The sequence below is a fragment of the Cobetia sp. 2AS genome, from assembly GCF_029846355.1.
GTDB classification, from domain to species: domain Bacteria; phylum Pseudomonadota; class Gammaproteobacteria; order Pseudomonadales; family Halomonadaceae; genus Cobetia; species Cobetia amphilecti.
Genome location: NZ_JARWKQ010000006.1, coordinates 75,019 through 87,295, shown reverse-complemented (window position 1 = coordinate 87,295; position 12,277 = coordinate 75,019). Strand labels below are relative to the sequence as shown.

At 62.4% G+C, this 12,277-nt stretch carries 9 protein-coding genes and 3 tRNA genes; 11 read left to right on the top strand and 1 reads right to left on the bottom strand.

Annotated elements, in window-relative coordinates; all coding sequences use genetic code 11:
- Positions 1-61: 61 nt before the first annotated feature.
- From QD356_RS15225 to QD356_RS15185, 9 genes are all read left to right on the top strand, one after another.
- On the top strand, positions 62-550 hold the full coding sequence (locus QD356_RS15225; RefSeq protein ID WP_225996636.1) for a CinA family protein: 489 nt from the start codon (positions 62-64) through the stop codon (positions 548-550).
- 215 nt (positions 551-765) lie between these two features.
- Entirely contained in the window at positions 766-1,833 is a 1,068-nt protein-coding gene (gene recA / locus QD356_RS15220; RefSeq protein WP_192839149.1) for a recombinase RecA, read from the top strand.
- Positions 1,834-2,065: 232 nt separating this feature from the next.
- Positions 2,066-2,650: a regulatory protein RecX gene (locus QD356_RS15215; protein ID WP_192839196.1), complete on the top strand. Its 585-nt coding sequence runs from the start codon at positions 2,066-2,068 to the stop codon at positions 2,648-2,650.
- Between the two features lie 242 nt (positions 2,651-2,892).
- Positions 2,893-5,496 (top strand): alanine--tRNA ligase, encoded by a 2,604-nt coding sequence (gene alaS, locus QD356_RS15210; protein ID WP_054556500.1) that lies wholly within the window; start codon positions 2,893-2,895, stop codon positions 5,494-5,496.
- A 109-nt stretch (positions 5,497-5,605) separates the two neighbouring features.
- Complete coding sequence (locus QD356_RS15205) at positions 5,606-6,853, top strand: aspartate kinase (protein WP_043332939.1); 1,248 nt, start codon at positions 5,606-5,608, stop codon at positions 6,851-6,853.
- A 358-nt stretch (positions 6,854-7,211) separates the two neighbouring features.
- The gene (gene csrA / locus QD356_RS15200; RefSeq protein WP_043332937.1) at positions 7,212-7,403 is read left to right on the top strand and encodes a carbon storage regulator CsrA; all 192 of its coding nucleotides are present in this window, start codon (positions 7,212-7,214) and stop codon (positions 7,401-7,403) included.
- 463 nt (positions 7,404-7,866) lie between these two features.
- Positions 7,867-7,959, top strand: a tRNA-Ser gene (locus QD356_RS15195).
- 22 nt (positions 7,960-7,981) lie between these two features.
- Positions 7,982-8,058 (top strand) — tRNA-Arg (locus QD356_RS15190).
- A 96-nt stretch (positions 8,059-8,154) separates the two neighbouring features.
- A tRNA-Arg gene (locus tag QD356_RS15185) sits at positions 8,155-8,231 on the top strand.
- Between the two features lie 363 nt (positions 8,232-8,594).
- Here QD356_RS15185 and QD356_RS15180 read toward each other — a convergent pair.
- A complete protein-coding gene (locus QD356_RS15180) occupies positions 8,595-9,653 on the bottom strand; it encodes a tRNA-dihydrouridine synthase family protein (protein WP_192839195.1) in 1,059 nt (352 codons plus the stop codon).
- Between the two features lie 256 nt (positions 9,654-9,909).
- On the opposite strand from QD356_RS15180, the gene QD356_RS15175 reads away from it, so the two are divergent.
- Together QD356_RS15175 and oadA are read left to right on the top strand one after the other, a co-directional pair.
- A complete protein-coding gene (locus QD356_RS15175) occupies positions 9,910-10,176 on the top strand; it encodes an OadG family protein (protein WP_153636585.1) in 267 nt (88 codons plus the stop codon).
- A gap of 205 nt (positions 10,177-10,381) precedes the next feature.
- Positions 10,382-12,217 carry a sodium-extruding oxaloacetate decarboxylase subunit alpha gene (oadA, locus tag QD356_RS15170; protein ID WP_192839148.1) on the top strand — a complete coding sequence of 612 codons (1,836 nt, stop codon included), beginning with the start codon at positions 10,382-10,384 and terminating at the stop codon, positions 12,215-12,217.
- Positions 12,218-12,277: the final 60 nt, after the last annotated feature.

Below are 12,277 nucleotides of genomic sequence, written 5' to 3'. Positions count from 1 at the left end.
AAGGAGAAAGTTCGTGAGCCAATTGACTGGTACGACCCCCGAGGCTGCGTGCGCGAATGCCCTGGCTGAGCAGCTGCAGGCGCTGGCGGTCGCGCGCGGCGTGCGTGTCACCACCGCCGAGTCGTGCACCGGGGGCGGGGTGAGCGCGGCGATCACGGCGATTGCCGGCAGCTCCAGCTATTTCGATGCGGGCTACGTTACCTATTCCAATGCCACCAAGCAGCGCCTGCTGGGGGTCAGTGAGGCATCGCTTGAAACATTCGGTGCCGTCTCCGAGGCAGTCGTGTGCGAGATGGTGAGGGGCGCCTGTCGCGAAAGCGGCGCTGAGCTGGGGGTGGCGATCAGCGGTGTGGCCGGCCCCGGCGGGGGAAGTGACGAGAAGCCCGTCGGCACCGTATGGCTGGCGTGGGGGAGCGAGATGCGCCAGCAGGCACGCTGCTGTCACTTTCCCGGCGACCGGCAGGCCGTACGCGACGCCGCCGTGCGGGAGGCGTTGCAGGGCTTGATCGAGCGCGTGGAGGCCTTGCAGATCGGCACCGAAGACGCGTGAGCCCGATGCAAGCCCCGCGTTGAGGGTGCTGCCTGAAAAAGCGCATCACCGGACTGGCAGAGTGACGCAACTTGCGGCATTATACTGTCCATGTATACAGGGTTTTGCCACGACACCTCAGCCGCTAGTCTGACGGTGTCTGCTCAGCTCTCAGTGACAGAATTCTCTATTCCAGGTGGCAGCCCGTGTGGCTCCGCCGTTCGACAGGAGGCCACATGGCAAAGGACGACAATCGTACCAAGGCGCTGAACGCGGCGCTGTCCCAGATCGAGCGCCAGTTCGGCAAGGGCGCCGTCATGCGCATGGGCGATGCCCCGCGTGTGGCCATCCCGTCGGTTTCCACCGGTTCTCTGGGGCTGGATATCGCACTCGGCATCGGCGGCCTGCCCTTCGGGCGCGTGGTCGAGATCTACGGCCCGGAATCCTCGGGCAAGACGACACTGACCCTCTCGGTCATCGCCCAGGCGCAGAAGCAGGGCAAGGTCTGTGCCTTCATCGATGCCGAGCACGCGCTGGATCCGTCCTACGCCGAGAAGCTGGGCGTCAATCTGGACGAGATGCTGGTCTCCCAGCCGGACACCGGTGAGCAGGCGCTCGAGATCGTCGACATGCTGGTACGTTCCGGCGGCGTTGACGTCATCATCGTCGACTCCGTGGCGGCACTGACGCCGCGTGCCGAGATCGAAGGCGAGATGGGCGACTCCCACGTCGGCCTGCAGGCGCGTCTGATGTCCCAGGCGCTGCGCAAGGTGACGGGTCACATCAAGAACGCCAACTGCATGGTGGTGTTCATCAACCAGATCCGCATGAAGATCGGCGTGATGTTCGGCAGCCCCGAAACCACGACGGGCGGTAACGCACTGAAGTTCTACGCCAGTGTGCGTCTGGATATCCGTCGTACCGGTTCCGTGAAGTCCGGTGATGAAGTCACCGGTAACGAGACCCGCGTCAAGGTCGTCAAGAACAAGGTCGCGCCGCCGTTCCGTCAGGCCGAGTTCCAGATTCTTTACGGCAAGGGCATCTATCACGCCGGTGAGGTGATCGACCTGGGCGTGCAGTGTGGTCTGGTCGGCAAGTCAGGCGCCTGGTACAGCTATCAGGGCAGCAAGATCGGTCAGGGCAAGGCCAACTCCGCCCAGTACCTGGAAGACAATCCCGCCATCATGGAGGAGATTGAAACCCAGATCCGCGCACAGTTGCTGGCAGCACCGGAAACCAAGGAAGAGCCGAAAGAGACCGCGGCCGCCGAGAGTGAAGACGACCTGGATATCGATCTCGATTGAGGTTCGTCCAGAAGAAAGAGCTAGAGCGCCAGCCGCCAGGCTGGCGTCATCGCACCGTGTCGTTTCCGACCCGGTGAGATGATCCCAAGGCGCCCGCCCCGATGACTCGGAGGCGGGCGCCTTGCGTTCACGTCCATCGATGTCCTTCTGCTCAACCCCGGGGAGCATGACCATGCACGATGACAGCGCTGAAATGGGTGGGCCTGAGTATCAACCGCTCGACTCAGGCGCGATGACGCCGCAACGGCGTGCGCGCAATGATGCCATCGCGCGTCTGGCGCGCCGCGAACATAGTCGCCGCGAGCTGCACGACTATCTCAAGGAGCGTGACTACCTGCGGGCGGTCAGCGATGACGAGTTGGCACAGCGGCAAGCCGCGGGCGAGGAGGGCACACAGGCGGCCTTGAGTCGCGATGAGGTCGAGCTGCTGATCGAGGAGGTGCTGGAGCGCATGGCCGAGGAGGGCCTGCAATCCGATGAGCGCTTTGCCGCCAGCTTCCTGCGGACGCGAGTGCTGCGCGGGCAGGGGCCGAGGCGTATCCAGCAGGAGCTTCGCCAGCGTGGTATCGATAGCGAGACGCTCAATGCCGTGATGCGTGCCGCCAGTGACCCGACGCCGGATGCCTTCGGTCATGTCGAGGCGGTGGATTTCTTCGAACTGGCGCGCGAGACGCTGGCCAGGCGCTTCTCCGGCCCCGGCGAGGGGCACAAGGAGCGTGCACGGCGCGAACGCTTTCTGCTCCAGCGCGGCTTCGACTATGAGCAGCTGCGCTATGCCATGGAGTCCGCCTGGAGTGATGAGGGCGAAGAAGGCTAGCTGGCGGGCGACTGTTTGGCTCTCATGACGCGCAAACCGGCGCTTCAAGACATTTCCCCCCCTTTAGCTTGCGCGAACAGGCGTTATACTAGGTCGTCTTGCGACGGCACGGGGCAGGCGCCTTCTTTCATGCTTTTCATTGCACCTCCATGCATACCCACATGGATGAATATGCAGAAACCATGCGGAAGTCATGCAGAAGACCCCCGGAGCGTCTTTACGCACATCGCTACGGAACCTCTATGAAAAGCGCAGAAATCAGAAACGCCTTCCTGACCTATTTCGAGAAGCAGGGCCATACCATCGTTCCCACCAGCTCCCTGGTGCCGAACAACGACCCGACCCTGCTGTTCACTAACGCCGGCATGGTGCCCTTCAAGGATGTCTTCCTGGGCCGTGACCCGCGTGGCTACAGCCGTGCGACCTCCGCGCAGCGCTGCGTGCGCGCCGGTGGCAAGCACAATGACCTGGACAACGTCGGCTATACCGCCCGTCACCACACCTTCTTCGAGATGCTGGGCAACTTCAGCTTCGGCGACTACTTCAAGCGCGAAGCCATCCAGTTCGCCTGGAAGTTTCTGACCGAAGAACTCGGCCTGCCGAAGGAGAAGCTGTGGGTCACCGTGCACGTCAGCGATGACGAAGCCCGTGACATCTGGTTCAACGAGGTCGGCATCGATCAAAACCGCTTCTCGCGTCTCGACGAGGACAACTTCTGGCAGATGGGCGACACCGGTCCGTGTGGTCCGTCCTCCGAGATCTTCTATGACCACGGCGAAGACGTCGCCGGTGGCCCGCCGGGCAGCCCGGACGAGGACGGCGATCGCTACATCGAGATCTGGAACCTGGTCTTCATGCAGTTCGATCGTGACGCCGAGGGCACGCTGCACCCGCTGCCCAAGCCGTCCATCGATACCGGCATGGGCCTGGAGCGTGTCGCGGCCGTGATGCAGGGCGTGCACTCCAACTACGAGATCGACCTGTTCCAGAATCTGCTGGCCGCAGCAGCCGAGATCATCGGTCACGACAACATCGCCACGCCGTCACTGCGCGTGGTGGCTGACCACATCCGCTCGTGTGCCTTCCTGATCGCCGATGGCGTGCTGCCGTCCAACGAAGGCCGTGGCTACGTGCTGCGTCGCATCATCCGTCGCGCCGTGCGTCACGGTCACAAGCTGGGGGCGCGTGGCAGCTTCTTCTACAAGCTGGTCGCGGCTCTGGACAGCGAGATGGGCGATGCCTATCCGGAACTGCGCGCCGCACGCGAGCAGATCGAACGTGTGCTGCTCAAGGAAGAAGAGCAGTTCGCACGTACGCTGGAACATGGCATGAAGCTTCTTGAAGAAGCCATCGCTGGCCTCGAGGGCAATACCCTCGACGGCGAGACCATCTTCAAGCTCTACGACACCTACGGCTTCCCGTATGACCTGACCGCCGACATCTGCCGCGAGCGCGAGCTGATCCTCGATGAGGCAGGTTTCCAGGCGGCCCTGGAAGCACAGCGTGATCGCGCCCGTGCCGCCAGCAACTTCGGCGGCGACTACTCCGCCAACCTGGTGCTGGAAGGCGAGACCGTCTTCACCGGTTACGACCAGCTGGAAGGGGAAGCCACCGTCACCTCGCTGTTCGACGCCGAAGGCAATGCCGTCGAGCAGCTCGAGGTGGACACCAAGGGCATCGTGGTACTCGATACCACCCCGTTCTACGGCGAGTCAGGTGGCCAGGCCGGTGACACCGGTTATCTGCATCTGGATGGCGGCCGCTTCCAGGTCAGCGATACCCAGAAGCAGACTGGCCATCACCTGCATCACGGTGTGCTGATCGAAGGCGCTCTCAAGGTCGGTGACAAGGTGCGTCCGCAGGTCGATGCCGAGCTGCGCGCGGCTTCCGTGCGCAACCACTCCGCCACGCACCTGCTGCACGAAGCGCTGCGTCTGGTGCTGGGCGAGCACGTTCAGCAGAAGGGCTCGCTGGTCACGGCCGAGCGTCTGCGCTTCGACTTCAGCCACTTTGAGGCGATGACGGCCGAGCAGCTGTCCGAGGTCGAGCGCATCGTCAACGCGCAGATCCTGGCCAACGCCGAGACCACCATCGAGTTCATGAGCCTCGATGAGGCTAAGGCGCGCGGCGCAGCGGCTCTCTTCGATGCCAAGTATGGTGAGGAAGTCCGCGTGCTGACCATCGGTCAGGATGCCTTCTCCATCGAGCTGTGCGGTGGGACTCACGTCAAGCGCAGCGGCGACATCGGCCAGATGCACATTCTCGCCGAGACCGGCATCGCGTCCGGCGTGCGTCGTATCGAGGCCATCACCGGTCGCGCCGCGCGTGACTTCCTGCTCGCGCAGGAAGCGACTCTGGCTCGCCTCGGTGAGCGTCTCAAGGCCAAGCCGGAGCAGGTCGAGGAGCGCGTCGGCAGCCTGCTGGAGCGCAACCGCGGCCTCGAGAAGGAGCTTGAACGCCTCAAGGCCAAGCTGGCGTCCGCTTCGGCCAGCGACATGCTCAGCGACATCGCGAATGTCCAGGGCATCAAGGTGCTGGCCAAGCAGGTCGAAGGCGTCTCCGGCAAGGAGCTGCGTGGCCTGATGGATGACCTCAAGTCCAAGCTCGGCTCCGGCATTCTGGTGCTCGGCGTCGCGGACGGTGACAAGGTCAGCCTGATTGCCGGTGTCACCGATGACCTGACCTCACGCGTCAAGGCGGGTGACCTGGTGCGTCACGTGGCCGAGCAGGTCGGCGGCAAGGGTGGCGGTCGTGCTGACATGGCCCAGGCCGGTGGCAGTGACGCCGCCTCGCTTCCGGGCGCACTGGCCGGTGTGCCATCATGGGTAGACGCCCAGCTGGGCTGACAGTACAAGATGAAGGCCGGGCTCCTCTTGAGGAGACCCGGCCTCTTTTTGGGCTCACATGAGCTTCATGTGGGGACAACGCAAACGGACACGGATAACGGAAACGCACATGGCGCTATACGTTCAGAAGTTCGGAGGCACTTCGGTCGGCTCGGTGGAGCGGATCAAGGCCGTCGCCGAGAAGGTCAAGCGATTCCGCGATGAAGGCCATCAGATTGTCGTGGTCGTCTCTGCCATGAGTGGCGAGACCAACCGACTGATCGGTCTCGCCAGCGAGATCAATGATGACCCGACACCGCGCGAGATGGACATGCTGGTCTCCACTGGCGAGCAGGTCACCATTTCCCTGCTGGCCATGGCGCTGCAGAAGATCGGCGTCGACGCGACCTCCTACACAGGGGCGCAGGTGGGAATCCGCACCGATAGCGCGCACACCAAGGCGCGTATCCAGCACATCGATACCGATGACCTGCGTGAAGACCTCGACGATGGCAAGGTGGTCGTGGTGGCAGGCTTCCAGGGTGTCGATGAAGAGGGCAACATCACGACGCTGGGTCGTGGTGGCTCTGACACCACCGGTGTCGCACTGGCTGCCGCACTGAAGGCGGATGAGTGCCAGATCTACACCGATGTCGATGGTGTCTATACCACTGACCCGCGCGTGTGCTCCAAGGCACGTCGTCTGGAAACGGTGACCGTCGAGGAAATGCTGGAAATGGCGAGCCTGGGCTCCAAGATCCTGCAGATCCGTTCGGTGGAATTCGCCGGCAAGTACAATGTTCCCCTGCGTGTGCTGTCTTCCTTCGAGGATGGCCCGGGTACCCTGATCGTCGCTGAGGAAGAAGACAACATGGAAGAACCGCTGATCTCCGGCATCGCCTTCAATGTCAACGAAGCCAAGCTGACTCTGCTCAACACGCCGGATATCCCGGGTGTCGCTTCCAAGATTCTGGGCCCGATCGCCGATTCCAACATCGAAATCGACATGATCGTCCAGAACGTCTCTCCGGACGGCAATACCACTGACTTCTCCTTCACCGTCGCCAAGACCGACTTCAAGGCGACCCAGCGTATCCTGACCGAGACGGTGATTCCGTCCGTCGGTGGTGGTGAGATGCGCGGTGATGACAACATCGCCAAGGTCTCGCTGGTCGGTGTCGGCATGCGTTCTCACGCCGGTGTCGCCTCCAAGATGTTCCGCGTGCTGGCGGAAGAAGGCATCAATATCCGCATGGTCTCCACTTCAGAGATCAAGATTTCCGTCCTGATCGACGAGAAATTCATGGAGCTGGCGGTTCGCTCCCTGCACACCGCTTTCGGGCTGGATGCAGAAGCGATCAGCGACGAGACTGCCTGAGTCTCACCACGGAGCGTGCAGCAAGGAAGTCGTAAAGACACCGACAATCAATGACTTGCCCAAGTCGTAAAGCGTCGGTGCCCAGGCCGGGGATATTGGTCTGGCAGACGTGCGGCACGTGAAGTCGATAGCGCCCGATGCATTTTCTGTCATTCTTCTGAATGTCAGTCTGTGCATCGGGCGCTTTCATTCAACGTGTCTATCGGGTGTGATGAAGGTATGGCATTGGCCGTCGGAGCATGCATAGCGCATAATTCGAGCTTCATGCATCAGGGTGGTCGACTTGTCCCGGTCGATCGCCGCCTCCACATCCCGTTGAAGTCCCAGCTGTTTTGAATTTCTGACAAGGAGATCAGTCATGCTCATCCTGACCCGTAGAGTGGGTGAAACTCTGATGATCGGAGACGACATCACTGTCACCGTTCTCGGAGTGAAAGGTAATCAGGTGCGTATCGGTGTGAACGCGCCCAAGGACGTTGCCGTCCATCGAGAAGAGATCTATCAGCGCATCCAGCGTGAGAAAGAAGACAATGGCGATGCCATCGCCTGACGGCATGCTGCGCCTGCACGTCGCACGATCCTGCACGACCCGATGAACGCCAGCCATTGTCCCCATGGCTGGCGTTCGCGTTTGTGGGCCTGGTGCAGGCGAGGGCGGCCCGCCTAGCTCATGAACAACGGCGTACGTACCTCCATGAGCAGCGGCTCATGCGGGGTGATGAGAGGGCGGCTTGTTCAAGTCTGTGTTCCGTAAGGGAAAAATTTGGCTTTTTTCTCAAAAAGGGGGAGACAAGCCGATTCTGGTTCGGTAATATGCCCGCTCCCTCGAACGAGACGCGACGACAGGCTAGCCATCGTCATGTTCTGGTTCATGCGGGGAGATTGCTTGGGGGCGCGCAGCCTCGAGCCTGTTGTCGAGTGGTGATGAGATGTTCAGCATCGAAGCCAAAAAATCGACACAGGGGCTGGACAAAGCCCAATCAAATGAGTAAGATATGCGCCGTACCTGATGAGGAGAGGTGGCCGAGTGGCTGAAGGCGCTCCCCTGCTAAGGGAGTATAGGGTTTATAGCCCTATCGAGGGTTCGAATCCCTCTCTCTCCGCCATTAGGTACAAATGCAGTAAGATGCGCCCTTAGCTCAGCTGGATAGAGTACCTGACTACGAATCAGGCGGTCGGAGGTTCGAATCCTCCAGGGCGCGCCACTGCAACGCAAGACATGAAGTTGGAAAGACGCGGTACTCGCACGATAAAGTCCTGAAGTCATTTGAAATGCTCAGGCCACAGATTTCAAGGTTTATGCGCCCTTAGCTCAGCTGGATAGAGTACCTGACTACGAATCAGGCGGTCGGAGGTTCGAATCCTCCAGGGCGCGCCAATTGAAAAACCCGCTTCACTGAAGCGGGTTTTTCTTCGTCTGAAGAAAAGTCAGGCAATGAAAGAAGCCAGGCTTTGAGGCAAGGTTCTTAAACAAGGCTCTGAAGCAAGGCTCTGAGGCAAGATCAGCGCCGAGTGATCGCCGCCTGCACGGCCCCGATCCCCGCATTGCTGATGATCTGAGTGTTCTACCGCTTTCCTTGACTGTGATGTCACGCCTTCGGGCGGACGATCGCCAGGGCGCCCTTTTCGCGAGGGGCGCCCTTTTTTTGGTTCACTGATCGGGGCAGCGGCCGGATCGGGTGTTGGCCGGTGCTGATGTTCAGGTTTCGGTTTCGGTTCCGGCTCAGGTTCCAGTTCAGGCTCAGGCCGGGGTGGTCGCGGCTTCCGTTTCCGATGCCTGAGGCGATTCTGGTGCCTGAGCCGGCTCCGGCATGCGAGTCACCGACGTCAGAAGGCTTGGCGCCAGCTCCAGCGCAGTGCCGGCCACCAGGCCGGTGAAGAACTCGGCGCGCTCCTTGTGGCGCTTGATGGCCTGGAAACGGCTTTCGGCTTCCGCGTTGCCGCTCTGGCGCATCATGTTCATCCACTGCTTGAGTAGCGGCACCATCACCTTGTCGGGGAGGTGAGCGCAGCGCTCAGCATGGGAGAGCAGCACCTGCGCACGCTGTGTCCAGTCCGTCTCGGGCAGCAGCTCTCCGGTCGCCTGCCAATGCTTGATGCGCGCCGCCAGGAAGGGGTCAGCCAGGGCGGCCCGCCCCAGCATGACATCGCGACAGCCGGACAGGGAGCGCGCCCGCCAGTAGCAGTGCATATCCCAGATATCGCCATTGGCGACCACCGGAATGGAAAGCTCGGAGGTGATCTTGCCGATCCATTCCCAATGCGCCGGTGGGCGATAGCCTTCCTGTTTGGTGCGCCCATGCACCACCAGCTGGGTCGCACCGCCTGCCTCGGCTGCCTGAGCGCAGGCCAGCGCCAGGCGCCGATCATTGAAGCCGAGACGAATCTTGGCGGTGACCGGCACGCCCGTCCCCTCGAGTGCCTTGCGCACGCCTTCCACCGCGCGGAAGACGCGTTCCGGCGAGCGCAGCAGCGCCGCGCCACCATCATGTCGGTTGACGGTCTTGGCCGGGCAGCCGAAATTGATATCGACGCTTGGCGCACCCAGACGCGCGGCGACGCGGGCATTGATGCCCAGTGCCTCGGGGTCGGCTCCCAGCAGCTGCAGGGCGACCGGGGTCTCGTGTCGTGTACGGGCCGTCTGTGTCGGGGAGGCGTCGAGCAGCTCCGGACAGATGCGCTTGAAGACGCGCGGCGGTAACTTGACGTGGGTCACGCGCACGAATTCCGTCACGCACCAGTCGTAGCCGCCAAGGCCAGTGAGACATTCGCGCGTGATGTCATCTATCACGCCTTCCATCGGCGCGATGCCGATGCGGCCGGCCCGCGCGAGGGCCTGTGGGGTCAACGATGGTGTCATTGCAATTGCCGTGGAATCAGGCACTTTAGAGCGACCAACAAGCATTGAATGCAGCTGCATGGGCATACCGACAGAGGCTATCGGCGGCGGAGCCTATCCGTCGTGCCGTGTCCGGCGTGACCGAAGGCATTGGCGTTCAGCGCAGGCGCTGCGCCGTAGTGCGGCTCGATAACGAGAAAGACTCGAGGACACTGGCATGCAAGAGAATGATCTGCTCGGTGAAGGCTTGAACCTGATGGTGTTCGGGATGGGGTTCGTGTTCGTGTTTCTAAGTCTGCTGGTGGTCGCCATGATGGCGATGGCCAGGCTGGTGGATCGCTTCGCGCCCGCACCAGTGCCCGCTGCGCCAGGTGCTGCGCGGGCGCCGGCTGCCCCGGCCCCTGCGGCAGAGGACGACAGCGAACTGACGGCCGTCATGGCCGCGGCGATTCACCGCTTCCGGCAGGACCAGCACAGGCACTGACGCTTGCGCGGCTTCGCCGATAGCGTCTGGGCTCTGCCGAGCGTCTGACCACTGCCAAGAGTAGCAGGCGGCGATTCTATCACGAGCAGTACGGTGGGTAGACCTCCCCCCGAGTGCAATATTCTGTGTTGCAGGCTGACGCAACAGGCAGCCTGCAGCGCGCGCAGAACTCGATATCCACAATATAAAGAACAAGGGATCACTCATGGACAAGCAACCGCTGGGCATCACGGATGTGGTACTGCGCGACGCGCATCAGTCACTGTTGGCCACGCGCATGCGCCTCGATGACATGCTGCCGATCGCCGCCAAGCTGGACGACATCGGCTTCTGGTCGCTGGAGAGCTGGGGCGGTGCGACCTTCGACGCCTGCATTCGCTACCTGGGCGAAGACCCCTGGGCGCGCATTCGTGCCCTGAAGGAAGCGATGCCCAAGACCCAGCAACAGATGCTGCTGCGCGCACAGAACCTGCTCGGCTATCGTCACTACGCCGATGATGTGGTGGATACCTTCGTCAAGCGCGCCGCGACCAGCGGTGTCGATGTCTTCCGTGTCTTCGATGCCATGAATGACCCGCGCAACCTCGAGCGTCCGCTCAAGGCGGTACTGGATCAGGGCAAGCATGCCCAGGGCACCATCTCCTACACCGTGAGCCCCGTGCACACCCTGGAGATGTGGGTCGAGCTGGCGCAGAAGATCGAGTCCATGGGCGCCCAGTCGCTGGCGATCAAGGACATGGCAGGCCTGCTGACGCCGTACACCGCCTTTGAACTGGTCTCGCGCCTCAAGGCGAGCCTGTCGATCCCGATCCACATGCAATGCCACGCCACCACCGGGCTTTCCACCGCCACGGCCCTCAAGGCCATCGAGGCGGGCATCGACAACGTCGACACCTCCATCTCTTCCATGTCGATGACCTACGGCCATAGCCCGACGGAATCCGTGGTCGCGATGCTGGCGGGAACCGAGCGCGATACCGGGCTCGATCTCGAGAAGCTCGAGGATATCGCCGGCTATTTCCGCGAAGTGCGCAAGAAATACGCGGCCTTCGAGGGCAGTCTGCGCGGTATCGACTCGCGCATCCTGGTCGCGCAGGTGCCGGGTGGCATGCTCACCAACATGGAAAGCCAGCTCAAGGAGCAGGGCGCCGGTGACAAGCTGGATGACGTGCTCGCCGAGATTCCGCGGGTGCGCAAGGACCTGGGCTATATCCCGCTGGTGACCCCGACCTCACAGATCGTCGGCACTCAGTCGGTGATGAACGTGATGATGGGCGAGCGCTACAAGTCGATCTCCAAGGAAGTGCAGGCGCTGCTCAAGGGCGAATATGGCGCGGCACCGGCGCCCTTCGACAGTGAGCTTCAGTCCCGCGTGCTGGAAGGCGGCGAGCCGATCACCTGCCGCCCGGCCGACAACCTGACGCCGGAGATGGAGCGTCTGCGTGAGGAGCTCAAGGGCAAGGCCAGTGAAGAGGGCATCACGCTGGAAGGCGGCGAGCGCGAGACCGATGATGTGCTGACCTACGCGCTGTTCCCGCAGATCGGCCTCAAGTTCCTGCGCAACCGTGGCAACCCGGATGCCTTCGAGCCCGCCCCGCAGGCTGTCGATGACAAGGCGTCCAAGGCTGCAAGTGCGCCGGTCTCCAGTGCTCCAGCCGTCAGTACTCAAGCCGCGTCGAGCGGTCCGCAGACCTACACCCTGAACGTCAACGGCAAGCAGTATGTGGTCGAGGTCGCCGAGGGTGGAGACATCACCCAGGTGCAGGCCAGCGCGCCAGCGGCGCCTGCTCCGGCAGCCGTAGCGGCGGCACCTGCCGCACAGGCCGCCTCCGGTGAGCCGGTGAGTGCGCCGCTGGCGGGCAACATCTTCAAGGTCAATGTCAGTGTCGGTGACAGCGTGGCCGAAGGGGATGTGGTCATCATCCTCGAGGCGATGAAGATGGAGACCGAGATCCGTGCCCACCAGGCCGGTACCGTCTCCGCGGTGAAGGTCAAGGAAGGCGACAGTGTCAGTGTCGGCGACGTTCTGATCACCCTCTGAGCCGGTGTGTCCGGCCCGTCGTCATGCGCGGCGGGCCGGTCGGTGATGCTCCTCTGCAAG